This is a genomic window from Streptomyces sp. NPDC031340 (assembly GCF_055569945.1).
On sequence record NZ_JBVIIE010000008.1, the window covers coordinates 15,125 to 41,855 of the forward strand.

Genomic DNA, 26,731 nt, shown 5'->3' on the forward strand with positions numbered 1-26,731 from the left:
AATGGTGCCGTGACCGCCGTCGACACCCTGCGCCCCCGCCTGCCCTCCCCCTTGCAGGAAGTGTCCGACGACCGGTTCGCCGCCCGCGGCCTCCGCCTCCTCCTCAAGCGCGACGACCTGATCCACCCCGAACTGGTCGGCAACAAGTGGCGCAAGCTCGCCCCGAACCTCACCGCGGCGGGCGGGCGCACGGTCGTCACCTTCGGCGGCGCGTACTCCAACCACCTGCGCGCCACCGCCGCCGCGGGCCGCCTGCTCGGTCTGCCCACCGTGGGCGTGGTCCGCGGCCAGGAACTGGCCGACCGCCCCCTCAACCCCTCGCTGGCCCGGTGCGCGGCCGACGGCATGCGGCTGCACTTCGTCGACCGGTCGGTCTACCGCCGCAAGTCCGAGCCGGACACGCTGGCGGCCGTCCTGCGCGCGGCCGGGGCCGAGGGGGCGTACGTCGTCCCGGAGGGCGGCAGCAACCCGGAGGCGGTGCGCGGCTGCCGGGCCCTGGGCGAGGAACTGCGCGGCCGCGTGGACGTCGCCGCCGTCGCCTGCGGCACCGGGGGCACGCTCGCGGGCCTCGCCGCGGGTCTCGCCCCCGGCCAGCGCGCGATCGGCGTCCCGGTCCTCAAGGGCGGTTTCCTCACCGACGAGATACGGACCCTGCAGCGGCGGGCCTTCGGCGGCCCGCGCGGCGACTGGCGCCTCGACGAACGTTTCCACTTCGGCGGCTACGCCCGCGTCACCGGCGAACTGACCGCCTTCGCCGAGGACTTCGAGGACCGCCACGGCATACCCGTCGAACGTCTCTATGTCGCCAAATTGCTCTACGGACTTGTCGCTCTGGCGCGGGAGGGCGCGTTCCCGCCCGGCACGACGCTGGCGGCGGTCGTCACCGGACGCCCCTTCCCCTGAACCACCCGAGCCCGCCCGAGCCAAGCCCCGCCCGGCAGGGCCTACGCCGTCTCGCGGTAGACCGCCGCCTCCTCCAGGTCCAGTCGCCGCAGCAGGCTGCGGAGCATCTCGTCGTCGATGTGCCGGCCGTCGCGCAGCTTCACGAACACCGCACGCTCGGCGCCGATCATCTCCCGGGACAGCCGCCGGTAGGTGTCGTCGACGCTCTCACCGCTGACCGGGTTGACCGAGCCCAGGCGTTCCCACACGGCGTTGCGGCGGCGTTCGAGGACCTGGCGCAGACGGTCGGCGAGCGGCGGCGGGAGGGCGTTGCGCTCGTCGGCGAGCAGGTCGTCCAGGCGCCGTTCGGCGGCCCGGGAGGCCTGTGCCTGGGCGTTGGCCTCCGCGAGGGTCTCGGCCTGGGAGTCCCGGGCCGGGAACTTCAGCAGGCGGATCAGCGGGGCGAGGGTGAGGCCCTGCACCACCAGCGTCCCGATGACCGTGGTGAAGGTGAGGAAGAGGATGAGGTTGCGCTGCGGGAAGGGAGCGCCGCCGTGCACGGTGAGCGGAATGGAGAAGGCGATGGCCAGCGAGACGACACCGCGCATCGCCGCCCAGGACGTGACGATCGGCCCCCTCCAGGTGGGGTTCTCCTCGCGTTCCCTGATCCGCGCGGACAGCATGCGGGGCACGAACGTGCCCGGGTACACCCACAGGAAACGGGTCGCGACGACCACCAGGAAGAGCGCGCCCGCGTAGCCCGCGGCGGCGGCGCCCTCGTACGCGCCCAGGCCCTTCAGGACGACGGGCAGTTGCAGTCCGATGAGCGCGAACACCGACGACTCCAGGACGAAGGCGACCATCCTCCACACCGCCTCCTCCTGCAGGCGGGTGGCGAAGTCGACCTCCCACGCGCGGTGCCCGATGTAGAGGGCGACGACCACGACCGCGAGGACACCGGAGGCGTGCACCTGCTCGGCGACGGAGTAGGCGACGAACGGGATCAGCAGGGACATGGTGTTCTGCAGCAGCGCCTCACGCACGTGCGTGCGCAGCCAGTGGATCGGCGCCATCAGCACCAGCCCGACCACGACGCCGCCGACCGCCGCGAGCAGAAACTCGCCGATCCCGCCCGCCCAGGAGGCGCCCTCGCCGACGGCCGCCGCCAGGGCGACCCGGTAGGCGGTGATCGCGGTGGCGTCGTTCAGCAGGGACTCGCCCTGCAGGATCGTGGTGATCCGGGACGGCAGCCCCACCCGGCGGGCGACCGCCGCCGCCGCGACCGCGTCCGTCGGCGCCACCACCGCGCCCAGCACGAGCGCCGCGGGCAGCGGCAGCCCCGGCACGATGAGATAGGCGGCCCAGCCGACGACGAAGGTCGCGAACAGCACGTATCCGACCGACAGCAGCGCCACCGGACGTATCTGTGCCCGCAGGTCGAGGTAGGAGCTCTCGACGCCCTCCTTGTGCAGCAGCGGGGGCAGCACCAGGGGCAGCACGATGTCCGGGTCGAGGGTGTAGTCCGGCACGCCCGGGAGGTACGACACCATCAGACCGGCCGCGACGAGCAGCAGCGGCGCCGGCACCGGGGTGCGTCGCGCGGCCGCCGCGACGGCGGCGCTGCCCGCCACGAGCAGCAGCAGTGGCATCACGTCCATGTCCTCGCCCACCCTCGGGGTTTTTTTCCGCGCGGCTGTCCGCGTGGGCGTCGTAACCTGGCAATCATGAAACAGTGCACGCACGCCGACGCGCTGCCGCACCCGGACCCCGAGCCGCTGAGCGAGACGTGTCCGGAGTGCCTGCGCGACGGCACGCACCCGGTCCAGCTGCGGCTGTGCCTCACCTGCGGTCACGTCGGCTGCTGCGACTCCTCGCCGGGACGGCACGCGACGGAGCACCACAAGGATTCCGGACACCCGGTCATGCGTACCTTCGAACCCGGCGAGAACTGGCGCTGGTGCTTTGTGGATCACGTACTTGTGTGACTCCGGACGGCTCCGTTTCCGGACGGTTCGACGGTCTGACGTCTGGGTACGTCAACCCGGCGCACCTTCTTCCCATTTGGAGCCCGCAGACCCCTAGACACGGAGCGTGTTCACAGCTTTACTGTGAGTAACGGCGGCGGGTTGGGGTCCCGGGGACAGAAAAGTCGAGAGCGCGGTAGCGTCACCGCTGAACCACACGTCGCGTTACCCCGGGGGGCGACCCTCGGCCCTGAATAGCTTGTACCACCATGGAGGTGAGGGTGTCCCAGATCGCAGGCGAGCCCGCGACCCAGGACTTCGTGGAAGTCCGGCTGCCGGCTGCGGGTGCCTACCTGTCGGTGCTGCGTACGGCGACTGCCGGCCTCGCCGCCCGTTTGGACTTCACCCTCGACGAGATCGAGGACCTGCGCATCGCCGTGGACGAGGCCTGCGCGATCCTGCTTCAGCAGGCCGTGTCCGGCTCGGTGCTCAGCTGCGTCTTCCGGCTCGTCGACGACTCGCTCGAGGTGACTGTCTCGGCCCCCACCACGGACGGCCACGCCCCTTCCAGGGACACCTTCGCCTGGACGGTGCTGTCCGCGCTCGCGGGCAAGGTCTCCTCCGCCGTGGACGAGGACAAGACCGTTTCGATCAGCCTCTACAAACAGCGCGGCGCGGGACCCGGGCCGGCGTGAGGACAGGGGACGGGCCGGTGCGTGACGAAGAGCGCGGCACACGGGAGCTGCCGGCCGAGGGCACAGGCGGGTCCCGGCACGTGGCGGACGGTGTCGACGGCATTCCCGAGCAGGCCCGGCCGCATCCGGAGGACGAATCCCCGAGGACCGGCCTGGGCGACGGGCAGCGGGATCGGGGAAGTGCCGCACAGAGCACGCCTCCGGGCGGCCGGGCCGGGGTCGCCCCTGCCCCTGGCGGTTCCCCCGCCCGAGCCAGGCCGAAGGCGGGGGAAGCGGCCAGGGCTCGGGGAAGGGCAACGGGCGGGACGATGAGCGAGCACGAGCGAAACGCCGGGTACGACGCGCCGAGCGCGCCGAGCGTGCAGGCGGCGGTGCACGACCCGCAGGACCGCAGCGGAGCGCGTGCGATGTTCGTCGAGCTGCGCGCGCTGCCGGAGGGCAGCCCGCAGTACGCGGAGCTGCGCAACCAGTTGGTCCGCATGCACCTGCCGCTCGTCGAGCACCTCGCGCGCCGCTTCCGCAACCGCGGCGAGCCGCTGGACGACCTCACCCAGGTCGCCACCATCGGCCTGATCAAGTCGGTCGACCGCTTCGACCCGGACCGCGGCGTCGAGTTCTCGACGTACGCGACCCCGACGGTCGTCGGCGAGATCAAGCGGCACTTCCGCGACAAGGGCTGGGCGGTCCGCGTCCCGCGCCGGCTGCAGGAGCTGCGGCTGGCCCTGACGACGGCCACCGCCGAGCTCTCGCAGCAGCACGGCCGCTCGCCCACGGTCCACGAGCTCGCCGAGAAGCTGGCGATCTCGGAGGAGGAGGTCCTGGAGGGCCTGGAGTCGGCCAACGCCTACTCCACGCTGTCCCTGGACGTCCCGGACACCGACGACGAGTCCCCGGCGGTCGCGGACACCCTCGGCGCGGAGGACGAGGCCCTGGAGGGCGTCGAGTACCGCGAGTCCCTCAAGCCGCTGCTGGAGGACCTGCCGCCGCGCGAGAAGCGGATCCTGCTGCTGCGCTTCTTCGGCAACATGACCCAGTCGCAGATCGCGCAGGAGGTCGGCATCTCCCAGATGCACGTCTCCCGGCTGCTGGCCCGGACGCTGGCGCAGCTGCGGGAGAAGCTGCTCGTGGAGGAGTGATCGCTACTCCCTGTCGTCCCCCGTGCCGCCGGGCCCCCGGATCCCGAGGGCCCGGGTGGTCTCGGCGTTGACCAGCAGCACCAGGGACGCGACGGCGACGACCGCCAGGGCGATCCCCGCCGGGATCGCCACGCTGTCGGCCCGCAGCAGGTTGTAGGCCACCGGCAGCGCCATGACCTGCGTGATCACGGCCGGCCCACGGCTCCAGCCGCGCCGGGCGAGCAGTCCGCGCGCGGCCAGCAGCGGCAGCAGCGCGAGGACGACCAGCGTGATACCGCCGGTGACGGCGGACCGCCGGTCGTCCGGGGCGCCCGTGAACCCCTCGACGAGCATCCAGACGCCCCCGACGACGAGCGCGAGCCCTTCCAGCGCGGTGAGCGCCGCGGCGTACGTCAGACGGCGCGGGCGAGGGCCGGCGGGGGCGGTGGTCTCCGGGGCTGCGGGGCTCTGCTCACTGCTCACCCCTGAAGGGTAGCCGTCGGCGCGCGGCCCTCCGTGTCGAGGTTCACGCGCTGATCCTTACCCGATCCACACCTCGGCCTGTGCCGGGTACCACCCAGTAGGTACGCTGCAACCCATGCGTGCACTCCTCGTGGTCAACCCGGCGGCAACCACCACAAGCGCACGTACGCGCGACGTTCTGATCCATGCGCTCGCGAGCGAGATGAAGCTCGAAGCGGTGACCACCCAGTACCGGGGGCACGCGCGCGACCTCGGCCGGCAGGCGGCGGAGAGCGACGACATCGACCTGGTGGTGGCCCTCGGCGGCGACGGCACGGTCAACGAGGTCGTCAACGGCCTGCTGCACTCCGGCCCGGACCCCGAACGCCTGCCCCGCCTCGCCGTGGTCCCCGGCGGCTCCACCAACGTCTTCGCCCGCGCCCTGGGGCTGCCCAACGACGCGGTGGAGGCGACCGGCGCCCTGCTGGACGCCCTGCGCGACGGCAGCGAGCGCTCGGTCGGCATGGGCATAGCGGAGGGCACGCCCGGCACCGAGGACGAGGCGGTGCCGGCCCGGTGGTTCACCTTCTGCGCCGGGCTCGGTTTCGACGCGGGCGTCGTCGGGCGGGTCGAGCAGCAGCGCGAGCGGGGAAAGAAGTCCACCCACTCCCTTTATCTGCGCCAGGTCGCACGCCAATTCCTGCAGGAGCCGAATCGCCGCCACGGCACCATCACGCTGGAACGGCCGGGCGCGGACCCGGTGACCGATCTGGTGCTGTCCATAGTCTGCAATACGGCTCCGTGGACCTATCTGGGCAATCGTCCGGTGTACGCGTCACCTAAGGCCTCGTTCGATACCGGGCTCGACGTGCTCGGCCTGAGCCGCATGTCCACCGCCGCGGTTGCCCGGTATGCGACCCAGTTGCTCACTTCGTCCCCCGAGCGCGGACCCCGCGGCAAGCACGCGGTGTCCCTGCATGACTTGGACCGCTTCACCTTGCATTCGAAGGTGCCTCTGCCGCTTCAGATGGACGGCGACCACCTCGGACTGCGTACGAGCGTGACGTTCACAGGCGTACGCCGTGCACTGCGTGTGATTGTGTGAGCGGAAGGGCCCAAAGTCCTTTCACTCGAACGTTTAGGCCAGGGTCCACCCCATGGAAGTACGGCTGTGACCTAGTCGACACCGAGGAATCAAAAAAAACTTTCCGGAAGGGGTTGTATCCGCCGCTGAGGTTTGCGAGTCTCTACGTGGCGATCGGGACGGCCCGCAACACCGGCCTCGACAGATCACCGGAACCCCTCTCCAAAACACAGGACCACACCGGGGAAGACTCGGCGGTAGGCCCTTCACTTGTTGAGGGATTCGTGAAAGCGTTCACATTCACAAGCAACTTGCATGTAATACCAAGGAGAGGTAGCAGCCATGGACTGGCGTCACAACGCCGTTTGCCGCGAGGAAGACCCCGAGCTCTTCTTCCCCATCGGCAACACCGGTCCTGCGCTGCTGCAGATCGAGGAAGCCAAGGCCGTCTGCCGTCGCTGCCCGGTTATCGAGCAGTGCCTGCAGTGGGCGCTCGAGTCCGGCCAGGACTCCGGCGTCTGGGGTGGTCTCAGCGAGGACGAGCGCCGCGCGATGAAGCGCCGCGCCGCTCGCAACCGGGCCCGTCAGGCCTCCGCCTGACATTCGCACCCCTGCTGACAGCCTGAGCTTGGCGGCGCGTGTGCCCTACGGGCGATGATCCGTAGCGAGCGAGTACGCATCTCCCGCCCCCGAGCCGCAGCGCGCAGTACCTACGATGCGCAGCACTTGCTGGCAACGAGCATTCGCCCCGGACCGTACGCGGTCCGGGGCTTCTTGCTGTCCCTCCGTACTGCCGCCCGGAGTTGCTCACCGTCGCCCGGGGCTTTTCGCCGTCGTCCAGGGCTGCTTGCGGTCGTCCGGGGCTTCCGGCGTCACTTGTGGGGCTGCACCGGGATGTCGAGGATCACCTGTGTCCCCCGCTCCGGCGCCGGGACCATGTCGAACGTGCCGCCCAACTCGCCCTCCACCAGGGTCCGTACGATCTGCAGCCCCAGGTTCCCGGCGGTGTGCGGGTCGAAGCCCTCGGGCAGGCCCACGCCATCGTCCTGGACGGTGACCAGCAGGCGGGCCTCCTTGGTGGTGCCGCCGCGGACCGCCGAGACCTCGACGGTGCCGGTGTCGCCCTCGCGGAAGCCGTGCTCCAGGGCGTTCTGCAGGATCTCAGTGAGCACCATCGACAGGGGCGTCGCGACCTCGGCGTCCAGGATGCCGAAGCGGCCGCTGCGCCGGCCGGTGACCTTGCCCGGCGAGATCTCCGCGACCATGGCCAGCACCCGGTCGGCGATCTCGTCGAACTCCACGCGCTCGTCCAGGTTCTGGGACAGCGTCTCGTGCACGATCGCGATCGAGCCGACCCGGCGAACCGCCTCTTCGAGCGCTTCGCGGCCGCGGTCGGACTCGATGCGCCGGGCCTGCAGGCGCAGCAGGGCGGCCACCGTCTGCAGGTTGTTCTTCACCCGGTGGTGGATCTCCCGGATGGTCGCGTCCTTGGTGATCAACTCGCGCTCGCGGCGTCGCAGTTCCGTGACGTCGCGGAGCAGCACGAGGGAACCGATGCGGATGCCCTTCGGCTTGAGCGGGATCGCGCGGAACTGGATGACCCCGTCGTGGGCCTCGATCTCGAACTCGCGGGGCGCCCATCCACTGGCCACCTTCGCCAGCGCCTCGTCCACCGGGCCACGGGTGGGGGCCAGTTCGGCGGTGGTCCGGCCCAGGTGATGGCCGACGAGGTCGGAGGCGAGGCCCATGCGGTGATAGGCGGACAGCGCGTTCGGGGAGGCGTACTGGACGATGCCGTCCGCGTCGACGCGGATCAGGCCGTCGCCGACGCGCGGTGCGGCGTCCATGTCCATCTGCTGGTTCGCGAACGGGAAGGCGCCGGCCGCGATCATCTGCGCGAGGTCGGAGGCGCTCTGCAGATAGGTCAGTTCCAGGCGACTCGGGGTGCGCACGGTGAGCAGGTTGGTGTTGCGCGCGATGACGCCGAGGACCCGCCCCTCGCGTCGTACGGGTATCGACTCGACCCGGACGGGGACTTCCTCGCGCCACTCCGGGTCGCCCTCGCGCACGATGCGGCCCTCGTCGAGCGCCGCGTCCAGCATGGGCCGGCGTCCACGCGGGACGAGGTGGCCGACCATGTCGTCCTGGTACGAGGTGGGGCCGGTGTTGGGCCGCATCTGGGCGACGGAGACGTATCGCGTGCCGTCGCGGGTGGGGACCCACAGGACCAGGTCGGCGAAGGACAGGTCGGAGAGCAGCTGCCACTCCGAGACCAGCAGGTGCAGCCACTCGAGGTCGGAGTCGTCGAGGGCGGTGTGCTGGCGGACCAGTTCGTTCATGGAGGGCACGTGTGCGAGCGTACCTGGGGGTTTGTCCCACTCCGAAATGCGTGGCCTACCGGAGGAACACCCGCGGGCCGCGGCGCCTGGAGGGACCCTCAACCCTCCTGGCACCGCAGCCCGGAGCAATATCGGCCGTGGGGTGTGCGGTCCCGGTCGGCCGAATGTCGAGGATCCGGGGCAGTCAGGGCAGAGAGCTCCGGTTCCTCGGTCCCGCCCTCCTGTGCGGGGAAGGCGGAAGCCTGCGGTACTTCTTCGCACTGCTTCAATTGTGGACTAGACCACTACGCGTGTCCATGAGTCGGGAGCTGTTCTTCGGTGTTACGGCCCCAACTGTTCGGACGTCCTGGCATCCACCACGCAGCCTAACCCTTATGGGTTCATGTGCGGGGCCAGATGGTCAGGGCAATTTCCGCGAGCGCTTCGAGCTCCTCCCGGCTCGCGCCGTCGCGCGCCTGCTGGGACATGCCCTGGACGACCGCGCCCGTGTGCCGGGCCAGCGCGCGGGCGTCGGTGCCGGCCGGCAGCTCCCCGGCGGCGATCCCCTCCCGGATCCGGCTCTCGACGGCGGCGATGTCGGCGTTGCGCCGCTCGCGCAGGGACTCCTCGACCTCGGGGCTGGTGCAGTTGGTGGCCGCGTGGATGACGAGACAGCCGTGCGGGCGGCCGGGGGCGGTGTACTCCACGGCGGCTTCCCGCAGCATCCGTTCGACGGCCGCCCGGGCGGTGGGCTCCTCGGCCAGCGCCCGGGTACCGAAGGAGCCGTAACGCGTGCCGTAGACACGCACCACTTCTTCGAACAGCGCCTGCTTGTCACCGAAGGCCGCGTACAGGCTGGGGGCGCCGATGCCCATGGCCCGGGTGAGGTCGGAGACCGAGGTCGCCTCGTAGCCGTGCCGCCAGAAGGCCATGACGGCCTTCTCCAGAGCGGTCTCGCGATCGAAGGAGCGGGGGCGGCCGCGCCGCTTGGGCGCGGGCCGGGCGTCCACGGCGGCGCTCTCCACGGCGCTCCCCGGGCCGTCGTCCGTGACGCCCCCCGGGCCGGCCCCTGCGGCGCTCGCGGCTCCGACCTGCGCCTTCGTCCCCTCACTGACCACCATGGAGTGAATTGTATAGCGGATACTAGAGAAATTTCGGCGGGCTGTCGTACGGTCGTTTCCGTATCGATCGCTAGTGAATTTCGGAGGGGGTCGCCATGGGTTGCGGCGAGGGAGATTCTGCTAAATTGACCTCGACTGGTCTATACCACATGTGGTGTTCGTCAAGTCCAGTTGAGTCCCTTCAGAGATCGGCAGGCCCAGCGTGGAAGTTGTCATCGTTCCGGACGCCAAGGCAGGTGGCGAGATCGTCGCCGAGGCCATGGCGCGACTCCTGCGGCGCAAGCCCGCCGCGTTGCTCGGGGTGGCCACCGGGTCGACCCCGCTGCCGGTGTACGAGGCCCTGGCGGCCAAGGTCCGCTCCGGTGCCGTGGACGCCTCGCGCGCCCGGATCGCGCAGCTCGACGAGTACGTGGGGCTGCCGGCCGAGCATCCGGAGTCCTACCGCTCGGTGCTGCGGCGTGAGGTACTGGAGCCGCTCGGGATCCCCGCCGACGCCTTCATGGGGCCGGACGGCACCGCCGAGGACGTACCGAAGGCGTGCGCGGTGTACGACAGGGCACTCGCCGAGGCCGGCGGGGTGGACCTGCAACTGCTCGGGATCGGGACCGACGGGCACATCGGGTTCAACGAGCCGTGCTCCTCGCTCGCCTCCCGCACCCGGATCAAGACGCTCACCGAGCAGACCCGCGTCGACAACGCCCGCTTCTTCGGCGGTGACATCGCGCAGGTCCCGCACCACGTGATCACACAGGGCATCGGGACGATCCTGCAGGCACGGCACCTGGTGCTGCTGGCGACCGGCGAGGGCAAGGCCGACGCGCTCGCCGCGACCGTCGAGGGACCGGTCGCGGCGGTGTGCCCCGCCTCCGCGATCCAGCTGCACCCGCATGCGACGGTCGTGGCCGACGAGGCCGCCGCGTCCAAGCTGAAGCTGGCCGGCTACTTCCGCTACGCCTACGCCAACAAGCCGGACTGGCAGGGAATCTAGCCGGCCGCGGACACGCGGGATGCGCCGTGCCCGAGCGGGTCGCCGGCGCCTCCCGCGTCGCGCGGACTACACGCCCGCGACGACCTCCGCCGCCGCGCGACCGCAGACCCGGGCCGCGCCGTGGGTGGCGATGTGGAGGGCGCCGCGGGGCGGGGCCTGCGGAATGCCCATCTCGACGACCACCGTGTCGGGCCGGGCCCTCAGCAGGAGGTCCAGGGCGGCCCCCATCCAGGGGTGCCGGTGCTCGTCACGGACGACGGCGACGATGCGGCGGGGGCCGGCCGCGGTGAGGGCCTCCCGGCCCGCGCCCGCTCCGGTGAAGCTGCCGGTCTCCGTGCCGGGGAGGAGCCGGACGAGTTCCGCGGCGACTCCCCAGGGCGTCTCGGCGCCGACCGCGATGTTGGCGACGGGGGCGAAGGCGGCGACGTAGGGCGGCTCGGTGAGCGGCGTGAAGCCGTCGGCGCCGGTCAGCCGCAGGGCCCGCCGGGCCGCCCGCAGGCCCACCTCGTCGTCGGCCGCGCCCCGTGTCTCCGTGGCGCGGGCCGCCGCCGTCCAGCGGGCCAGGCGGCGCACCCGTTCCGCGGCGTCGGCCAGGCGCTCCTCGGGCAGTTCACCGGCGCGCACGGCGGTGACCAGGGCGTCGCGCAGGCGGCGTACCGTCTCGTCGTCCGCGAGACCGCCGCCCACGCAGATCGCGTCCGCGCCGGCCGCGATGGCGAGGACGCTGCCCCGTTCGATGCCGTAGGTGCCCGCGATGGCCTGCATCTCCATGCCGTCGGTGACGATGAGGCCGTCGTAGCGGAGTTCGCCGCGCAGCAGGTCGGTCAGCACTCGGTGCGAGAGGGTCGCCGGGCGGTCCGGGTCCAGGGCCGGCACCAGGATGTGGGCGCTCATCACGGCGTGGGTGCCGGCCGCGATCGCCGCACGGAACGGGGCCAGTTCACGCGACCACAGGAGTGTCCGCTCCACGTCGATGCGGGGCAGCGCGTGATGGGAGTCGACGGCCGTGTCGCCGTGGCCGGGGAAGTGCTTGGTGCAGGCGGCGACCCCGGCGGACTGCAGGCCGTCCACGTAGGCCGCCGTGTGCCGGGCGACCAGGCCGGTGCCGGCGCCGAAGGAGCGGACGCCGATGACCGGGTTGGACGGGTTGGAGTTCACGTCCGCGGACGGGGCCCAGTTGAGGTTGATCCCGCAGGCCGCGAGGCGGCGGCCGAGTTCGCGGGCCACCTCCCTCGTCAGTTCCACGTCGTCGACCGCGCCGAGGGCGTGGTTGCCGGGGAAGCTGGAGCCGGTACGCACCTCCAGGCGCGTGACGTCACCGCCCTCCTCGTCGACGGCGACCAGCACGTCGTCGCGTTCCGCGCGCAACTGCGCGGTCAGGGACGACAGTTGCGCGGCGGAGGCGATGTTGCGGCCGAACAGGCCGACCGAGGCGAGGCCCTGGCCCAGGCGCCGCAGCAGCCAGTCGGGGGCGGTGGTCCCGGTGAAGCCGGGCTGCAGGACGGTCAGGGCGTCCCGGGTGAGGGTGTCCGTACCGTCGGTGATCGTCGTCATCGGGTGGCGTCATCCCTTCACGGCGCCGGCGGTCAGACCCGCGGCCATCTTGCGCTGGACGAGCAGGAACAGGACGACGATCGGCACGGCCATCATGGTGGCGCCGGCCATCATCGGGGCGTACTCGGTGCCGTGCTTGGTGGTGAAGTTGCCGAGCCAGACGGTCGCGGTCTGGTTCTTCTGGCTGAGCAGCATCAGGGCGTACAGGTACTCGTTCCAGGCCTGGATGAAGCCGTAGACCGAGGTGGCGACCATGCCGGGGGCCAGCAGGGGGAAGACGACCCGGAGGAACGCGCCGGTGGGTGAGCACCCGTCGACCATCGCCGCCTCCTCCAGTTCCCTCGGGATGTTGACGATGAACCCGCGCAGCGTCCACACCGTGAAGGGCAGGATGAAGGTCAGGTACGTGATGATCAGACCGGTGAGCTTGTCGTACTGCCCCAGGTCGTTCAGCAGCAGGAACACCGGGATGATCATGGCGACCAGCGGGACCATCTGGACCGCGAGGATGCCGACGATCACGATCTTGCGGCCGCGGAAGGCGAACCGCGAGATGGCGAGGGCGGCCAGCATGCCGACCACCATCCCGATCACGACCACGGCGAGAGAGACGGTCAGGCTGCGGCCGACCGGCCCCCAGAAGTCGGCGATGTCCAGCGCCCGGCGGAAGTTGTCGAGCGTGATCCCGGTCGGCAGCAGGCTCGGGTCCGGGTCGATGGCGTCCTTCGCCGGTTTGAACGCCGTGTCGACCATCCAGTAGAGGGGGAAGCCGGCGGTGACGAAGACGAGGAGGCCGAGCAGGTTGTACCCGAGCCGCGACCTGCGGCGCCCGGCGGTGACGTGGGCGCTCATTCGACCTCTCCGATCCTCAGCATCTGGCGCATGTAGACGGCGACGACACCGAGCAGCAGGGCCACGGTGAGCAGGGCGATCGCCGAACCCTGGGCGTAGTCGTTGACGACGAACGCGCGGTCGTAGGAGTAGGTGTTGAGGACCTGGAACTCGGCCTCCGGGTGGCCGCCGCGCATGACGAAGACCTGCGGGAAGACGCCCATGTCCCAGATCACCGACAGGGTCGTGAGCATCACGATGATCGGCTTGAGGACGGGCAGGGTGACCCAGCGGAAGACGCCCCAGGAACTCGCGCCGTCCAGCCGGGCCGCCTCCTCCAGTTCCCGGGGCACCTGGGTCAGGCCGGCGCTCAGGGTGATGACGACGAAGGGCACGGCGCCCCACACCACCAGCAGCATGATCACGGCCAGCCCCTCGGGACCGCTCGCGAACCAGTTGTGGCCGATCATCTCGACGCCGGGCAGTTTGTCGAGCAGCGCGTTGAACACGCCGTAGTCGGAGTCGAACAGCCACTTGAAGACGGTCGTGGCCACGATGACCGGCATACCCCAGCTCGCCACCAGCACGATGTTGATCAGCGTCTTCAGCCACCTGGAGACCCGCTGCAGCAGCAGGGCGATCGCCATGCCGGCGACCATGGTGAGGACGACGGCGCCGCCCGCGAAGACGATCGTGCGCAGCACGACGGCCCAGAACTCGCCGTCCCCCAGCACCTCGGCAAAGTTGTCGAAGCCGACCGACTCGGCCGGCTGGAAGCCCCACAGCTGGGACTGCCCGAACTTCTGGAAGGACAGGGTGACCAGGCGGACGAGCGGATAGCCCATGACCAGGGCGAGGATCAGCAGGCAGGGCGCGAGCAGCAGCCAGGGGGTGGCCGCGGGGTTCGACGTCCGCCGTCTGCGCGGCCGCCGGGAGGGCTCAGGAGGTGGCGGCGCCGGCCGCGGCGGCGGCACCTTGGCGGGGGTGGTCGTGTCTGCGGCACTCATCGCGCGCTCCTCAGCGGTCCCTCGGGTCGGCGGACGGCGGGACCCCGCCGACGGCGGGGTCCCGCTCCGGGTCACTTGGTGTTGATGACCTTGTCGATCGCGGCGTCCGCCTCCTTCGCGGCTGCCTCGACCGACTTCTTGCCGGTGCCGATGTTCTGCAGCATGGTCTGCAGGACCTGGGCCTTCTCGACCTGGCCCCAGCCGGGGGCCATCGGGACGAACCAGTTGGACTCGGCCGCGGTGGCCGGGACGGCCGTCGCCGGGTCGTCCTTCAGGGTCGCGAGGTCGGTCTTGTTGTTGGGCAGGTTGCCCTTGGCCATCAGGCCCTTCTGGCCGGAGGAGCCGGCGAACGCGTTGATCCACTCGGCGGCGACGGCCTGCGCGTCCGACTTCACCGGGACGGCGAGGTCGCTGCCGCCCAGGAAGACCGGCATGTTCTTGCCGGACGGACCCGGCATCACGAAGTTCTCGAGGTTGTCCTTGAGCTTGCCGGTCTTGTCGTTCTTCGGGTCGGCGGCGGTCGCGCCCTCCCAGGCCGCGCCGAAGATCATGCCGGACTTGCCCTGGCCGTAGACGATGTAGCGGTCGGACTCGTCCTTGGTCTTGTCGCCGTGCATGTACCTGTCGACGACGTTCTTGAACTCGGTGAGGCCCTTGACGGACTCGGGCGAGGAGAGGTTCGCCTTCCACCGGCCGCCCTCCTCCTTCGCGATGGAGCCGCCGGCGTCGTAGACGAAGGACATGGCCGCGTACCAGTCGCGGGTGGGCTGGTACCAGGCGGAGAACTTGTCGCCCTCCTTCTTCTGGACCTTGTCGAGGGCGGCGGTGAGCTCCTTGTACGTCTTCGGCGCGGACTTCACGCCCACCGAGGCGAAGAGGTCCTTGCGCCAGTTGCCGACGCGGCCGCCCGCGTAGTACGGGACGCCGTAGGTCTTGCCGTCGTAGGTGACCGAGGCCTTCAGGCCGTCCAGCCAGGCGGCGGAGTTGTCGAACTTCGCGGCGTCGAGGGGGGCGAAGGCGCCCTTGACCATGTAGCCGAGCATCTCGGTGTTGCCCATCTCGACCACGTCCGGGACCTTGTCCGTGGCCAGGACCGCGTCCAGCTTGGTGTTCTTGTCCGGCCAGCCGTAGTACTCGTGGTCGATCTTGATGCCCGGGTGCTTCTTCTTCACCGCCGCGTCGGCGGCCTTCACCAACTCCGGCCAGTTGTTCTGGGCGTCGACGGTGAGCCAGACGGTCAGCTCCTTGGCGTCCGCGCCCTGATTGTCCGAGCCCTTGCCGTCACCGCCCCCGCACGCCGCGACGGAGACCACCAGTCCCGCGATACCGATCGCTGCTGCCAGCTTGCGCTTCACGCCACACCCTCCTCAGGGATGCCACACAACCCCCCTGCCTCCCCGCGCGAGCGTTGGGCCGGGACCTGGACCAATGGTGTAGACCAGTACCGGGAGCTTGGACCAGACCAAGAAGCCTGTCAAGGCCGCCAGAACCCCTCCGACCAGCCGTTATGCGACCTACATATGCAGGAACCTTTAAGTAAGAAACCCGCGAAAACGCGGGCGCCTGGCGCGACGACCCGGTAGACCACTTACAGTGGTGGACTAGACCAAAAGAGAGGGCGACGGTATACAGAGGGGATCACGCAGCGTACGGAGGAGATCCCGGTACGCTGCGGTGCCACGATGTGAGCCGCGTCCGAAGCCGGGAAGGCAGACCATGAGCACCGACGTCAGCAGTGCGGAGAACGAGGGTGGGGCGACCGTCCGCACCGCGCGCGTGCCGAAGTACTACCGTCTGAAGAAGCACCTGCTCGACATGACGGAGACCCAGGCGCCGGGCACGCCGGTCCCGCCCGAGCGCACCCTGGCGGCGGAGTTCGACACCTCGCGCACGACCGTCCGCCAGGCCCTCCAGGAACTCGTCGTCGAGGGCCGCCTGGAGCGCATCCAGGGCAAGGGCACCTTCGTCGCCAAGCCGAAGGTGTCGCAGGCGCTGCAGCTCACCTCCTACACCGAGGACATGCGGGCGCAGGGCCTGGAGCCCACGTCGCAACTGCTGGACATCGGCTACATCACCGCCGACGACCGCCTCGCCGGGCTCCTGGACATCACCGCCGGCGGCCGGGTGCTGCGGATCGAGCGGCTGCGCATGGCCAACGGCGAGCCGATGGCCATCGAGACCACGCACCTCAGCGCCAAGCGCTTCCCGGCCCTGCGCCGCTCGCTGGCCAAGTACACGTCCCTCTACACCGCGCTCGCCGAGGTCTACGACGTCCGCCTCGCCGAGGCCGAGGAGACCATCGAGACCTCTCTGGCCACTCCGCGCGAGGCCGGCCTGCTCGGCACGGACGTGGGCCTGCCGATGCTGATGCTCTCCCGGCACTCGCTGGACCGGGAAGGGCAGCCGGTGGAGTGGGTCCGGTCGGTGTACCGGGGGGACCGCTACAAGTTCGTGGCCAGGCTGAAGCGCCCGCAGGACTAGGGCCTGTCGTTTGGATCACCCCGGCGTCGCGGGCCCTGGGGCCCGTCCCCGCACGCCAGGCGCAGCCGGATCCGAACACCGGAGCGCCGCTCAGGCGCGCGTTCGAGCGATACCGACGGTCCGTCAGGATGCAGAACCCGCGCGGGACTTCCGCCGCCGCCGGCCCGGCGGCGGCAACTGCACACAATCGCCACACCGACCTCGCGACGCGGTCTTCCGCTCACATGACACCGTGACCTAGATTGCCTGCGCATTGCACATGTGATCAGTGACGGGACGGAGTCGCGGTATGTCGAATGCGCCCGAAGCCAGACCCCCGGTGGTGACACCGGCCCGCATCGTCATCGCCGTCTGCCTGACGGCGCCCTTCGTGGCGATGCTGTGGGTCGGTTCCTACGCCGAGACGGATCCCACGCTCGCCGGGATCCCGTTCTTCTACTGGTACCAGATGCTCTGGGTGCTGCTGTCCACCGCGCTGACGATGACCGCGTACAAGCTGTGGCAGCGCGACCGGCGTGCCCGCGCCGCGCAGAGGGGCGGTGCGTCGAAGTGAAGGACGGCGTCAACGGCACCGCGCTCGGTGTCTTCGTCTTCTTCTTCCTCGCCGTCACGGCGATGGGCTTCCTGGCCGCGCGCTGGCGCCGGGCCGAGAACGAGCACAGCCTCGACGAATGGGGGCTGGGCGGACGGTCGTTCGGCACCTGGATCACCTGGTTCCTGCTCGGCGGCGACCTGTACACGGCGTACACCTTCGTCGCCGTGCCGGCGGCGGTCTACGCGGCGGGGGCGGCCGGCTTCTTCGCGGTGCCGTACACCATCCTCGTCTACCCGCTGATCTTCACGTTCCTGCCTCGGCTGTGGTCGGTGTCGCACCGGCACGGCTACGTGACGACGTCGGACTTCGTGCGCGGCCGCTTCGGCTCCAAGGGCCTGTCGCTGGCGGTAGCGGTGACCGGCATCCTGGCGACGATGCCGTACATCGCGCTCCAGCTCGTCGGCATCCAGGCGGTGCTGGACGTGATGGGCGTCGGCGGCGGCGAGAACACGAACTGGTTCGTGAAGGACCTGCCGCTGCTGATCGCGTTCGGCGTGCTGGCGGCCTACACCTACTCGTCGGGCCTGCGGGCGCCCGCGCTGATCGCGTTCGTGAAGGACACGCTGATCTACATCGTCATCGCGGTGGCGATCATCTACATCCCGATCAAGCTGGGCGGGTTCGACGACATCTTCGCGAAGGCGGGCGAGAAGTACGCGGCCGCGGGGGCGGGCGGTCTGGTGCCGGCCCCGGCGGGCCAGTGGACGTACGCCACGCTGGCGCTCGGCTCCGCGCTCGCGCTGTTCATGTACCCGCACTCGATCACCGCGACGCTGTCCTCCGGCAGCCGCGAGGTGATCCGCCGCAACACCACGATCCTGCCGCTGTACTCGCTGATGCTCGGCCTGCTGGCCCTGCTGGGCTTCATGGCGATCGCGGCCGGCGTGAAGGTCACCAACGGCCAGCTGGCGATCCCGCAGCTGTTCGAGAACATGTTCCCCGACTGGTTCGCGGGGGTGGCGTTCGCCGCGATCGGTATCGGCGCCCTCGTCCCGGCGGCCATCATGTCCATCGCGGCGGCGAACCTGTTCACCCGGAACATCTACAGGGACTTCATCAGGCCCGACGCGACACCGAAGGAGGAGACCCGGGTCTCCAAGATCGTGTCCCTGCTGGTGAAGGTGGGCGCGCTGGTCTTCGTCCTGACGATGGACAAGACCGTCGCCATCAACTTCCAGCTGCTGGGCGGCATCTGGATCCTGCAGACCTTCCCGGCCCTGGTCGGCGGCCTGTTCACGCGGTGGTTCCACCGCTGGGCACTGCTCACCGGCTGGGCGGTGGGCATGGTCTACGGCACGGTCGCCGCGTACGGGGTGGCCTCGCCGACGCAGAAGCACTTCGGCGGCTCGGCGAAGGAGATCCCGGGCATCGGCGAGATCGGCTACATCGGCCTCACCGCGTTCGTGCTCAATGTCGCGGTGACCATTGTGCTGACCTTCGTGATGCGGGCCCTGAAGGCACCCGAGGGCGTCGACCAGACGAAGCCGGAGGACTACACGGCGGACGCCGGCGACCCGGGAGTCGAGGTGGAACTGCCGCCGGCGACCGCGGAGCCGGCGCACTAGGGAACCACGGAGCGACGGGCCGTCGGTGTGGACACCGGCGGCCCGTTGTCGTACCCGTCGGGCACACTCGCCGCATGGACATCGTGATGCGGCGGGTGGATCCCGGTGAGTACGAGGAACTCGGCGAGATCACCGCCCAGGCATATCTGCGGGACGGTCTCCTCGACTTCGGGGAGGACGACGCCTACCTCGCGGAGCTGAAGGACGTCGGCAAGCGCGCCGCCGCGGCCGAGGTGCTGGTCGCCGTGCGCGGGGACCGCCTGCTGGGCGGCGTGACCTTCGTGCCGTCCGGCGGCCCGATGGCCGACATCGCCGGGCCCGGCGAGGCCGAGATACGCATGCTCGCGGTCGCGCACGACGCCCGCGGCCGGGGCGTCGGCGAGGCGCTGGTCCGCGCCTGTCTGGACCGCGCCCGGGAGGTGGAGGGCTGCGTCCGCGTCGTCCTGTCGACCCAGCGGACCATGCACACCGCCCACCGCATCTACGAACGCGTGGGCTTCGCCCGCACGCCCGAGCGGGACTGGAACCCCATCCCGCACCTGACCGACATCACTCTGCTCGCCTACGAGTTGACCCTGTGAAGCCACCGCGACACAACATCTGGGGGTGACACTGCAGTACGGCACAAGATGTATGCTCATGCTCGCTGTCGCCGCAGGGGAATCCGGTGCGAATCCGGAACTGTCCCGCAACGGTGTACTTGTGCACGCCTGTGCACAGGAGTCAGTCCGAGGACCTGCCGACAGCGCGCCCGGCCGTCCGGTCCGGGTGCCTGACGTCCGGGCCTCGTGGAATGGGCCGGTGGACGCGGCGTCGTGTGCGCTCGTGGCTGCCCCCTGCCCTCCGCAAGGCCCCGTGCCGAGCGAGGGAGAGCCCCCACGTGACCATCGCGCCAGCCGATCCGGCATCGGCGACCCAGGATCCGGTATCGGCGATCCAGCCGGACGGCGACGGCCCCGGTGCCGAACTGCTGCGGACCCTGACCGAGTTGACCGCCGACCTGCCCGACGCCGACCCCGGCCGGGTCGCCGCCGCCGCGCTGCGCGGCCGGTCCGCGCGGGCGGACGGGACGGAGCTGCGCGAGCTGGCCACCGAGGCGGCCGCCGGCCTCATCTCCGAGGACCCGGCCTACTCGCGGCTGGCCGCCCGGCTGCTGACGATCAGCATCGCCGCCGAGGCCGCCTCGCAGGGGGTCACGTCGTTCACCGAGTCGGTCGCCGTGGGGCACCGCGAGGGCCTGATCGCCGACCGGACCGCCGCGTTCGTACGCGTCCACGCTTCACGCCTCGACGCGCTGGTGGACGCGGGGGCGGACGACCGCTTCGGCTACTTCGGCCTGCGCACCCTGCACAGCCGCTACCTGCTGCGGCATCCGATCACCCGCCGCGTGATCGAGACGCCGCAGCACTTCATGCTGCGGGTGGCGAGCGGTCTGGCCGAGGACGACACGGTCCGCTCCGCCGACGAGGTCGCCGCGCTCTACGCGCTCATGAGCCGCCTCGACTACCTCCCCTCCTCCCCCACGCTGTTCAACTCCGGCACCCGGCACCCCCAGATGTCGTCCTGCTACCTCCTCGACTCCCCGCTGGACGAGCTGGACTCCATCTACGACCGCTACCACCAGGTCGCCCGGCTCTCCAAGCACGCCGGCGGCATCGGCATCGCCTACTCCCGCATCCGCTCCCGGGGTTCGCTGATCCGCGGCACCAACGGGCACTCGGGCGGCATCGTCCCGTTCCTGAAGACCCTCGACGCCTCGGTCGCCGCCGTGAACCAGGGCGGCCGGCGCAAGGGCGCGGCCGCCGTCTACCTGGAGACCTGGCACGCCGACATCGAGGAGTTCCTGGAGCTGCGGGACAACACCGGCGAGGACGCCCGCCGCACGCACAACCTCAACCTCGCGCACTGGGTGCCGGACGAGTTCATGCGCCGGGTGAACGCCGACGAGCAGTGGTCGCTGTTCTCCCCGTCGGACGTGCCCGAACTGGTCGACCTGTGGGGCGAGGACTTCGACGCCGCCTACCGCAAAGCAGAGGCCGAGGGGCTCGCGCGCAGGACCCTTCCGGCGCGCGAGCTGTACGGCCGCATGATGCGCACCCTCGCGCAGACCGGCAACGGCTGGATGACCTTCAAGGACGCCGCCAACCGCACCGCCAACCAGACGGCCGAGCCGGGCCGCGTCGTGCACTCCTCCAACCTGTGCACGGAGATCCTGGAGGTCACCGACGACGGGGAGACGGCCGTCTGCAACCTCGGTTCGGTCAACCTCGGCGCCTTCGTCGACGGCGGGGAGACCGGCGGGGAAATCGACTGGGAGCGGCTGGACGCCACCGTCCGCACGGCCGTCACCTTCCTCGACCGCGTCGTCGACGTCAACTACTACCCGACCGAGCAGGCGGCCCGCTCCAACGCCCGGTGGCGCCCGGTCGGCCTGGGCGTGATGGGCCTGCAGGACGTCTTCTTCAAGCTGCGCCTGCCCTTCGACTCGGCGGAGGCCCGGGAGCTCTCGACGCGGATCGCCGAGCGCGTCATGCTCGCCGCCTACGAAGCCTCCGCCGACCTCGCCGAACGGAACGGCGCGCTGCCGGCCTGGGAGCAGACCCGTACCGCCCGGGGCGTGCTGCACCCCGACCACTACGGCGTGGAGTTCGCCTGGCCGGAGCGCTGGGCGGCGCTGCGCGAACGGATCGCCGCGGTCGGCCTGCGCAACTCCCTGCTGCTGGCCGTGGCCCCGACCGCCACCATCGCCTCGATCGCCGGCGTGTACGAGTGCATCGAGCCGCAGGTGTCCAACCTGTTCAAGCGCGAGACGCTGTCCGGTGAGTTCCTCCAGGTCAACTCGTACCTGGTCAGGGACCTCAAGGAGCTGGGCGTATGGGACTCCCGCACCCGCGAGGCGCTGCGCGAGGCGAACGGCTCGGTCCAGGACTTCGCGTGGATCCCCGAGGACGTCCGGCGGCTGTACCGCACGGCGTGGGAGATCCCGCAGCGCGGCCTGATCGACATGGCCGCCGCCCGGACCCCGTTCCTGGACCAGTCGCAGTCCCTGAACCTGTTCCTGGAGACGCCGACGATCGGCAAGCTCTCCTCGATGTACGCGTACGCCTGGAAGCAGGGCCTGAAGACGACGTACTACCTGCGCTCGCGCCCGGCCACCCGCATCGCCCGCGCCGCCCGGGCCCAGGCGGCCACCGCCCCCGTCCCCGCACAGCAGGCGGCCGACCCCGAAGCCGTCGCCTGCTCCCTTGAGAACCCCGAGTCCTGCGAGGCCTGCCAGTAATGCGCTCCCACCACCTGCTCGACCCCGGCTTCGAGCTGACGCTGCGCCCCATGCGCTACCCGGACTTCTACGAGCGCTACCGGGACGCGATCAAGAACACCTGGACCGTGGAGGAGGTCGACCTCCACTCGGACGTGGCCGACCTCGCGAAGCTGACGCCCGCCGAACAGCACCTGATCGGCCGCCTGGTGGCGTTCTTCGCGACGGGCGACTCGATCGTCGCCAACAACCTCGTGCTGACGCTGTACAAGCACATCAACTCTCCCGAGGCGCGGCTGTACCTCAGCCGTCAGCTGTTCGAGGAGGCCGTGCACGTCCAGTTCTACCTGACCCTGCTGGACACCTACCTGCCCGATCCGGACGACCGGACGGCCGCCTTCGCGGCGGTGGAGAACATCCCGTCGATCCGCGAGAAGGCCGGGTTCTGCTTCCGGTGGATGGACGAGGTGGAGAAGATCGACCGCCTGGAGACCCGGGCCGACCGCCGCCGCTTCCTGCTCAACCTGATCTGCTTCGCCGCGTGCATCGAGGGCCTGTTCTTCTACGGCGCCTTCGCGTACGTCTACTGGTTCCGCAGCCGGGGCCTGCTGCACGGCCTGGCGACCGGCACCAACTGGGTGTTCCGCGACGAGACCATGCACATGTCGTTCGCGTTCGACGTGGTCGACACCGTGCGCAAGGAGGAGCCGGACCTCTTCGACGACGAGCTCGGGCAGCAGGTGACGGACATGCTGCGGGAGGCCGTCGAGGCGGAGCTGCAGTTCGCGCGCGACCTGTGCGGCGACGGGCTGCCGGGCATGAACACCGACTCGATGCGCCAGTACCTGGAGTGCGTCGCCGACCAGCGCCTCACCCGCCTCGGCTTCGCGCCCGTGTACGGCTCGGAGAATCCCTTCCCCTTCATGGAGCTGCAGGGCGTCCAGGAGCTGACCAACTTCTTCGAGCGGCGCCCGTCGGCCTACCAGGTCGCGGTGGAGGGCACGGTCGACCTCGACGAGGACTTCTGACCGGGATCCGGGAACGCGGGTGGTACGTCCCACCGAGGTCCGACCGGGAGGACCGGGAGGACTGAAGGACCGGAAGGACCTGGAGGACCGGGAACACCGGGAGGACCGGGAAGGAGGCCACCCATGGGCCGAACGACCCAGCGCACCGCTCTCGCCCTCGCGGCACTGACCCTGGCCGCTGCCGTCGCCGGCTGCGGCAACGGCAGCGGAAGTGGCGGTGGCAGCGGGGCGGGGAGCGGGAAAGGGGGAGGTGGTGACACGGTCTCGCCGTCCGCCCCCACGGCCACCCCGGCCGGCTGCGCGGACTCCGCGCGGCTCGACGCCGCCGACAGCGGCCGTACCGTCTGCCTGGCCGTGGGAGGCACGGTCCGCATCAGCCTGGACGGGACCGCCGAGCGGCCCTGGAAGCCGGTCGCCGTGAGCGGTACCGGGCTGCGGGCCACCAACGCCGGCTTCGTGTTGCGGCCGGGCGACGCGAGCGCCGCCTTCGAGGCCGTCTCCGCGGGCCGGTCCCGGCTGTCCTCGCAGCGGCCGCTGTGCGCCGACCGGACCGGCCGGATCGCCTGCAAGGGGATTCAGGAGTGGTGGGTCACCGTGGTGGTGAAGTAGCCCGGCCGCCGTGCCGGACGCCGGGCGCCCGCCTCCGCGCGGGCCCGCTCGGCCTCCCGGATCTGCCGGTCGACGCGCCGGTCGTGGAGGATGCCGGCCACGGACGGCAGGATCAGCAGGACGAGGATCCCGAGAACGGTCAGCATTCCGATCAGTCCTTCGATGCGTGTCGTATCCATGGACACCACTGTCGCGCCGGTGACTCCTGACAAACAGTGGCAGGACTGCCGTAGACCCTCGAAAAGCTGCCAACGGTGAGGCAGACTGGCGGCATGCTGGAAAACGTGGCCGCCGTCGTCCTGGACGGCGTGAACCCTTTCGAACTCGGCGTGGTCTGCGAGGTGTTCGGCATCGACCGCAGCGACGACGGACTGCCGGTGTACGACTTCGCGGTCGTCTCCGCCGAGGGCCCGAGGCTCTCCTCACGGGCCGGCTTCGCCCTGCACGTCGACCACGGCCTCGAACGCCTGGAGTCGGCCGACCTGATCGCCGTGCCGGCCTGCGCCGGCTACGAGTCCCGTGAGTTCCCGCCCGACCTGCTGCACGCCCTGCGGCGCGGGGTGGAGCGCGGGGCGCGGGTGCTGAGCGTGTGCTCCGGCGTCTTCGTGCTCGCCGCGGCCGGACTGCTCGACGGCCGGCGCTGCGCGGTGCACTGGCACCACGCGGAGGAGCTGTCCCGGGCGTACCCGCGGCTGACCGTCGAGCCCGACGTCCTGTACGTCGACGAGGACCCGGTGATCACCTCCGCCGGCACGGCCGCCGGCATCGACGCCTGCCTGCACATCGTGCGCAAGGAGCAGGGTCCGGAGGTCGCCAACAAGATCGCCCGGCGCATGGTGGTGCCCCCGCACCGGGACGGCGGGCAGGCCCAGTACATCGAGCGCCCGCTGCCCCGCTCCCAGGGCGACACGGTGGCCGAGGTGCTGGTGTGGATGGAGCGGCACCTAGACGAGGACGTCACCGTCGAGCAACTCGCCGCCCGCGCCCACATGTCCCCGCGCACCTTCGCGCGCCGGTTCCAGCAGGAGACGGGCACCACGCCCTACCGCTGGATCCTGCGCCAGCGGGTGCTGCTGGCGCAGCGGCTGCTGGAGGCGACGGACGAGACGGTGGACGCGATCGCGGGCCGGACCGGGTTCGGGACCGCGGCCGCGCTGCGCCACCAGTTCATGCGGGCCCTGGGAACCACCCCGAACGCCTACCGGCGCACGTTCCGGGGGTCCGAGGCGGTGGCCTGACCCGTCACCCGGAGCCCCGGCACGGCACGCCCCCGGCGCGTCCGCCGACGGGCCGGGCGGGCGCCGGGACGTGTGCGGTGCCGGGACGGATGCGGTGCGCCCTCAGTCGTTGGCGACGACCGGGTAGCGGGGCTCGTTCTCGGCCATCTGCCGCAGCGCGTCCTTGCGTTCCCGCTTGGAGAGGCGGTCGATGTAGAGGTAGCCGTAGAGGTGGTCGGTCTCGTGCTGCAGGCACCGGGCGAAGTAGCCGGTGCCGCGCACCTTGACCGGGTTGCCCTTCTCGTCCTGCCCGGTGACCTCCGCGTAGTCCGGGCGCGCGAGCGGGGCGTAGGCGGTCGGCACGGACAGGCAGCCCTCGTTGCTGTCGTCGAGGCGGCGCTGATCGGCGGGCAGTTCGGCCAGCTTCGGGTTGCAGACCACGCCGACGTGCCGGACGCCCTGGTCGTCCTGGCAGTCGTAGACGAAGACCTTCAGGTCGACGCCGATCTGGTTGGCGGCCAGGCCCACGCCCTCGGCGGTGCGCTGCGAGGCGAACATGTCCGCCACCAGCTGCTGGAGCTGCTCGCCGAACTCGGTGACGTCCTTGCACTCCTTGTGCAGCACCGGGTTGCCCACCACCGTGATCGGCCGCGAGGTGCCGCGCTCGCGCCAGGCGTTCTCGCGCTCCTCGCAGTCCTCGGTGTCGATGACGAAGCCCTCGTCGTCCACGGGGAGCACGCCCGCGTGCTGCTGATCGGTGTCCTGCTGCGCCATGACCGACGTACGCCTTCCTGCAAGCCTGGGAAATTCTGCGGGTACAGCCTAAAGGGAGCCGTGCACCGGAAGGCGGCCCGTTCCAAGACCCCTGGTCCGGCAGACCTGTTCCGGTTCCGGTCCGGCCGGCCTCTTCCGGTTCAGCAGACCTCTTCGAGGTCGCGCCAGTCCCTGGAGTCCGGGCTGTCCGCGACCCAGCCGTCCAGCAGCCCCCGCACCAGCGACGCGGGCGCCGCGACCCCGCACTCCCGCTCCGGCACCCACAGCTGGCCGTCGGTGCGGTGCCCGAGCGGGCCGGGGTGCCCCGGTTCACTGTGGTCGTGCGGGTCGAGGTGCTCGCCGTCGCCCTCGTCCGAGGGCATCCGGGACTCCGAGCACATCCGGCACAGCAGCCGCACGGACGACGACCAGTCCTCCGCCGCGAAGCCCGCGTCGGCGGCGAGCTGCTCCAGGGCGTCCCGGTCGTCCTCGGTGGCGGCCTCCAGCAGAACCACCCACGTCGGCACCGGGGACGGCGCCCACAGCTCGATCTCGTCGAACACCGGGTAGGCATGCCCGGCCGCGGTGGTCCGCTCCCCGTGCGGCACCCCGTCGTGCAGTACGACCTCGCCCCAGCGCCGCCCGGAGGACGGCAGCGGGATCGACAGCACCTCGATGCGGGCCGGGTCCAGCCGGCGGCCCCACACCACCTCGGCCTCCCCCTCCGGGGACAGCCGCACGGCCGCGCTGCCGAGGTCCATGCCGACCGGCTCCCCGGACGCGGTGGCCGTGCCCGGCACCCGCAGCCCGTACGCCTGCCAGGCCCGCCGGGCCAGCGGCCAGTCCTGCAGGGCGGTGGCCGCGATGCCCACATTCCACCAATCGGGTGCCCCGGTCTCCCGGTCGAGCAGCGCCACGGCCCGCAGACCGGCCGCGCGGGCCTGCTCCCAGTCGTGCCGGAACTTGTGCAGCAGGGCGAGGTTGAACCAGGACTCCGACAGCCAGGGCTCGAGGTCGGCGGCCCGTGTCAGCAGCGCGCCCGCGTCCTCGTACCGGCCGTCGCCGATCAGCGTGAACGCACGGTCGGTGGCCTGCCGCCAGGAGGCGGAGGGCCGGTGCCGTCCCTTGCCGAAGATCCTCACGATTCCCGCCCGCCGGTTCCGTTCAGGGGGCTGGCCAGTGCCCCTGGACACTCTCTCTCTT

26 protein-coding genes and 1 riboswitch are annotated in these 26,731 nt (G+C 70.9%); of the genes, 15 read left to right on the forward strand and 11 right to left on the reverse strand.

Translation table 11 applies throughout. The features are described from left to right. Positions 1 to 9 precede the first annotated feature (9 nt). The gene (locus ACZ5GT_RS07620; RefSeq protein WP_469016325.1) at positions 10 to 903 is read left to right on the forward strand and encodes a 1-aminocyclopropane-1-carboxylate deaminase/D-cysteine desulfhydrase; all 894 of its coding nucleotides are present in this window, start codon (positions 10 to 12) and stop codon (positions 901 to 903) included. Between the two features lie 41 nt (positions 904 to 944). Here the strand turns inward: ACZ5GT_RS07620 and ACZ5GT_RS07625 are convergent, their stop codons facing one another. Beyond that, positions 945 to 2,540 (reverse strand): Na+/H+ antiporter, encoded by a 1,596-nt coding sequence (locus ACZ5GT_RS07625; protein ID WP_469016328.1) that lies wholly within the window; start codon positions 2,538 to 2,540, stop codon positions 945 to 947. Positions 2,541 to 2,606: 66 nt separating this feature from the next. Between ACZ5GT_RS07625 and ACZ5GT_RS07630 the strand changes: the two genes are divergently transcribed. The 3 genes from ACZ5GT_RS07630 to ACZ5GT_RS07640 all read left to right on the forward strand — a co-directional run bounded on the left by ACZ5GT_RS07630 (position 2,607) and on the right by ACZ5GT_RS07640 (position 4,677). Next, positions 2,607 to 2,867, forward strand: coding sequence for a UBP-type zinc finger domain-containing protein (locus ACZ5GT_RS07630; protein WP_469016331.1), 261 nt, complete (start codon positions 2,607 to 2,609; stop codon positions 2,865 to 2,867). Between the two features lie 260 nt (positions 2,868 to 3,127). Further along, entirely contained in the window at positions 3,128 to 3,541 is a 414-nt protein-coding gene (locus ACZ5GT_RS07635; RefSeq protein WP_161069408.1) for an ATP-binding protein, read from the forward strand. A 17-nt stretch (positions 3,542 to 3,558) separates the two neighbouring features. Beyond that, positions 3,559 to 4,677, forward strand: coding sequence for an RNA polymerase sigma factor SigF (locus ACZ5GT_RS07640; RefSeq protein WP_469016344.1), 1,119 nt, complete (start codon positions 3,559 to 3,561; stop codon positions 4,675 to 4,677). A gap of 3 nt (positions 4,678 to 4,680) precedes the next feature. Here the strand turns inward: ACZ5GT_RS07640 and ACZ5GT_RS07645 are convergent, their stop codons facing one another. After that, positions 4,681 to 5,139 (reverse strand): hypothetical protein, encoded by a 459-nt coding sequence (locus ACZ5GT_RS07645; protein ID WP_469016350.1) that lies wholly within the window; start codon positions 5,137 to 5,139, stop codon positions 4,681 to 4,683. A 115-nt stretch (positions 5,140 to 5,254) separates the two neighbouring features. Here ACZ5GT_RS07645 and ACZ5GT_RS07650 point away from each other — a divergent pair, with 115 nt between their 5' ends. Continuing rightward, the gene (locus tag ACZ5GT_RS07650; RefSeq protein ID WP_469016356.1) at positions 5,255 to 6,223 is read left to right on the forward strand and encodes a diacylglycerol/lipid kinase family protein; all 969 of its coding nucleotides are present in this window, start codon (positions 5,255 to 5,257) and stop codon (positions 6,221 to 6,223) included. 321 nt (positions 6,224 to 6,544) lie between these two features. Continuing rightward, on the forward strand, positions 6,545 to 6,802 hold the full coding sequence (locus tag ACZ5GT_RS07655) for a WhiB family transcriptional regulator (protein WP_003992873.1): 258 nt from the start codon (positions 6,545 to 6,547) through the stop codon (positions 6,800 to 6,802). A gap of 272 nt (positions 6,803 to 7,074) precedes the next feature. Here ACZ5GT_RS07655 and ACZ5GT_RS07660 read toward each other — a convergent pair whose 3' ends face one another. Both ACZ5GT_RS07660 and ACZ5GT_RS07665 read right to left on the reverse strand, forming a co-directional pair. After that, positions 7,075 to 8,541, reverse strand: a complete 1,467-nt coding sequence (locus ACZ5GT_RS07660; protein WP_469016997.1) for a sensor histidine kinase — start codon at positions 8,539 to 8,541, stop codon at positions 7,075 to 7,077. A gap of 380 nt (positions 8,542 to 8,921) precedes the next feature. Next, positions 8,922 to 9,641 carry a TetR/AcrR family transcriptional regulator gene (locus ACZ5GT_RS07665; protein ID WP_469016363.1) on the reverse strand — a complete coding sequence of 240 codons (720 nt, stop codon included), beginning with the start codon at positions 9,639 to 9,641 and terminating at the stop codon, positions 8,922 to 8,924. 202 nt (positions 9,642 to 9,843) lie between these two features. Between ACZ5GT_RS07665 and nagB the strand changes: the two genes are divergently transcribed. After that, the gene (gene nagB / locus ACZ5GT_RS07670; RefSeq protein ID WP_469016366.1) at positions 9,844 to 10,629 is read left to right on the forward strand and encodes a glucosamine-6-phosphate deaminase; all 786 of its coding nucleotides are present in this window, start codon (positions 9,844 to 9,846) and stop codon (positions 10,627 to 10,629) included. Between the two features lie 66 nt (positions 10,630 to 10,695). Here nagB and ACZ5GT_RS07675 read toward each other — a convergent pair whose 3' ends face one another. The 4 genes from ACZ5GT_RS07675 to ACZ5GT_RS07690 form a co-directional block, all read right to left on the reverse strand. After that, positions 10,696 to 12,183 carry a glycoside hydrolase family 3 protein gene (locus ACZ5GT_RS07675; RefSeq protein ID WP_469016373.1) on the reverse strand — a complete coding sequence of 496 codons (1,488 nt, stop codon included), beginning with the start codon at positions 12,181 to 12,183 and terminating at the stop codon, positions 10,696 to 10,698. 9 nt (positions 12,184 to 12,192) lie between these two features. Further along, entirely contained in the window at positions 12,193 to 13,035 is an 843-nt protein-coding gene (locus ACZ5GT_RS07680) for a carbohydrate ABC transporter permease (RefSeq protein ID WP_469016377.1), read from the reverse strand. After that, the gene (locus ACZ5GT_RS07685; RefSeq protein ID WP_469016380.1) at positions 13,032 to 14,021 is read right to left on the reverse strand and encodes a carbohydrate ABC transporter permease; all 990 of its coding nucleotides are present in this window, start codon (positions 14,019 to 14,021) and stop codon (positions 13,032 to 13,034) included. The genes ACZ5GT_RS07680 and ACZ5GT_RS07685 overlap by 4 nt, the downstream gene beginning before the upstream one ends. 71 nt (positions 14,022 to 14,092) lie before the next feature. After that, complete coding sequence (locus tag ACZ5GT_RS07690) at positions 14,093 to 15,376, reverse strand: extracellular solute-binding protein (protein ID WP_469016387.1); 1,284 nt, start codon at positions 15,374 to 15,376, stop codon at positions 14,093 to 14,095. A 361-nt stretch (positions 15,377 to 15,737) separates the two neighbouring features. Between ACZ5GT_RS07690 and ACZ5GT_RS07695 the strand changes: the two genes are divergently transcribed. From ACZ5GT_RS07695 to ACZ5GT_RS07725, 7 genes are all read left to right on the forward strand, one after another. Beyond that, complete coding sequence (locus ACZ5GT_RS07695) at positions 15,738 to 16,502, forward strand: GntR family transcriptional regulator (RefSeq protein WP_469016390.1); 765 nt, start codon at positions 15,738 to 15,740, stop codon at positions 16,500 to 16,502. Positions 16,503 to 16,791: 289 nt separating this feature from the next. Beyond that, positions 16,792 to 17,055 (forward strand): DUF3311 domain-containing protein, encoded by a 264-nt coding sequence (locus ACZ5GT_RS07700; protein ID WP_469016393.1) that lies wholly within the window; start codon positions 16,792 to 16,794, stop codon positions 17,053 to 17,055. Continuing rightward, positions 17,052 to 18,662 carry a monocarboxylate uptake permease MctP gene (gene mctP / locus ACZ5GT_RS07705; RefSeq protein ID WP_469016398.1) on the forward strand — a complete coding sequence of 537 codons (1,611 nt, stop codon included), beginning with the start codon at positions 17,052 to 17,054 and terminating at the stop codon, positions 18,660 to 18,662. Before ACZ5GT_RS07700 ends, mctP begins: the two co-directional genes overlap by 4 nt. 74 nt (positions 18,663 to 18,736) lie before the next feature. Beyond that, entirely contained in the window at positions 18,737 to 19,243 is a 507-nt protein-coding gene (locus tag ACZ5GT_RS07710; RefSeq protein ID WP_469016401.1) for a GNAT family N-acetyltransferase, read from the forward strand. Between the two features lie 52 nt (positions 19,244 to 19,295). Continuing rightward, positions 19,296 to 19,420: riboswitch (cobalamin riboswitch) on the forward strand. A 122-nt stretch (positions 19,421 to 19,542) separates the two neighbouring features. Beyond that, positions 19,543 to 21,942 carry a ribonucleoside-diphosphate reductase subunit alpha gene (locus tag ACZ5GT_RS07715; RefSeq protein WP_469016408.1) on the forward strand — a complete coding sequence of 800 codons (2,400 nt, stop codon included), beginning with the start codon at positions 19,543 to 19,545 and terminating at the stop codon, positions 21,940 to 21,942. Then, positions 21,942 to 22,949 carry a ribonucleotide-diphosphate reductase subunit beta gene (locus ACZ5GT_RS07720; protein ID WP_469016414.1) on the forward strand — a complete coding sequence of 336 codons (1,008 nt, stop codon included), beginning with the start codon at positions 21,942 to 21,944 and terminating at the stop codon, positions 22,947 to 22,949. Before ACZ5GT_RS07715 ends, ACZ5GT_RS07720 begins: the two co-directional genes overlap by 1 nt. 123 nt (positions 22,950 to 23,072) lie before the next feature. Further along, complete coding sequence (locus ACZ5GT_RS07725; RefSeq protein WP_469016419.1) at positions 23,073 to 23,558, forward strand: hypothetical protein; 486 nt, start codon at positions 23,073 to 23,075, stop codon at positions 23,556 to 23,558. Here the strand turns inward: ACZ5GT_RS07725 and ACZ5GT_RS07730 are convergent. Beyond that, positions 23,525 to 23,737 (reverse strand): hypothetical protein, encoded by a 213-nt coding sequence (locus tag ACZ5GT_RS07730; RefSeq protein WP_469016422.1) that lies wholly within the window; start codon positions 23,735 to 23,737, stop codon positions 23,525 to 23,527. The two genes, ACZ5GT_RS07725 and ACZ5GT_RS07730, sit on opposite strands and share 34 nt — an antisense overlap. Before the next feature lie 93 nt (positions 23,738 to 23,830). On the opposite strand from ACZ5GT_RS07730, the gene ACZ5GT_RS07735 reads away from it, so the two are divergent. Then, on the forward strand, positions 23,831 to 24,796 hold the full coding sequence (locus ACZ5GT_RS07735) for a GlxA family transcriptional regulator (protein WP_469016427.1): 966 nt from the start codon (positions 23,831 to 23,833) through the stop codon (positions 24,794 to 24,796). A 102-nt stretch (positions 24,797 to 24,898) separates the two neighbouring features. Here ACZ5GT_RS07735 and def read toward each other — a convergent pair whose 3' ends face one another. Further along, a complete protein-coding gene (def, locus tag ACZ5GT_RS07740) occupies positions 24,899 to 25,549 on the reverse strand; it encodes a peptide deformylase (RefSeq protein ID WP_469016432.1) in 651 nt (216 codons plus the stop codon). 140 nt (positions 25,550 to 25,689) lie between these two features. Then, on the reverse strand, positions 25,690 to 26,670 hold the full coding sequence (locus tag ACZ5GT_RS07745; protein WP_351892211.1) for a tetratricopeptide repeat protein: 981 nt from the start codon (positions 26,668 to 26,670) through the stop codon (positions 25,690 to 25,692). Positions 26,671 to 26,731 lie beyond the last annotated feature (61 nt).

Excerpts from the sequence above, each read along its gene's own strand:
- ACZ5GT_RS07625 (WP_469016328.1), bottom strand. The coding sequence starts at position 2,540 with ATGGACGTGATGCCACTGCTGCTGCTCGTGGCGGGCAGCGCCGCCGTC.
- ACZ5GT_RS07630 (WP_469016331.1), top strand. The coding sequence starts at position 2,607 with ATGAAACAGTGCACGCACGCCGACGCGCTGCCGCACCCGGACCCCGAG.
- ACZ5GT_RS07650 (WP_469016356.1), top strand. The coding sequence starts at position 5,255 with ATGCGTGCACTCCTCGTGGTCAACCCGGCGGCAACCACCACAAGCGCA.
- ACZ5GT_RS07655 (WP_003992873.1), top strand. The coding sequence starts at position 6,545 with ATGGACTGGCGTCACAACGCCGTTTGCCGCGAGGAAGACCCCGAGCTC.
- ACZ5GT_RS07660 (WP_469016997.1), bottom strand. The coding sequence starts at position 8,541 with ATGAACGAACTGGTCCGCCAGCACACCGCCCTCGACGACTCCGACCTC.
- ACZ5GT_RS07665 (WP_469016363.1), bottom strand. The coding sequence starts at position 9,641 with ATGGTGGTCAGTGAGGGGACGAAGGCGCAGGTCGGAGCCGCGAGCGCC.
- ACZ5GT_RS07675 (WP_469016373.1), bottom strand. The coding sequence starts at position 12,183 with ATGACGACGATCACCGACGGTACGGACACCCTCACCCGGGACGCCCTG.
- ACZ5GT_RS07680 (WP_469016377.1), bottom strand. The coding sequence starts at position 13,035 with ATGAGCGCCCACGTCACCGCCGGGCGCCGCAGGTCGCGGCTCGGGTAC.
- ACZ5GT_RS07685 (WP_469016380.1), bottom strand. The coding sequence starts at position 14,021 with ATGAGTGCCGCAGACACGACCACCCCCGCCAAGGTGCCGCCGCCGCGG.
- ACZ5GT_RS07695 (WP_469016390.1), top strand. The coding sequence starts at position 15,738 with ATGAGCACCGACGTCAGCAGTGCGGAGAACGAGGGTGGGGCGACCGTC.
- ACZ5GT_RS07700 (WP_469016393.1), top strand. The coding sequence starts at position 16,792 with ATGTCGAATGCGCCCGAAGCCAGACCCCCGGTGGTGACACCGGCCCGC.
- ACZ5GT_RS07710 (WP_469016401.1), top strand. The coding sequence starts at position 18,737 with ATGGACATCGTGATGCGGCGGGTGGATCCCGGTGAGTACGAGGAACTC.
- ACZ5GT_RS07720 (WP_469016414.1), top strand. The coding sequence starts at position 21,942 with ATGCGCTCCCACCACCTGCTCGACCCCGGCTTCGAGCTGACGCTGCGC.
- ACZ5GT_RS07725 (WP_469016419.1), top strand. The coding sequence starts at position 23,073 with ATGGGCCGAACGACCCAGCGCACCGCTCTCGCCCTCGCGGCACTGACC.
- ACZ5GT_RS07730 (WP_469016422.1), bottom strand. The coding sequence starts at position 23,737 with ATGGATACGACACGCATCGAAGGACTGATCGGAATGCTGACCGTTCTC.
- ACZ5GT_RS07735 (WP_469016427.1), top strand. The coding sequence starts at position 23,831 with ATGCTGGAAAACGTGGCCGCCGTCGTCCTGGACGGCGTGAACCCTTTC.
- def (WP_469016432.1), bottom strand. The coding sequence starts at position 25,549 with ATGGCGCAGCAGGACACCGATCAGCAGCACGCGGGCGTGCTCCCCGTG.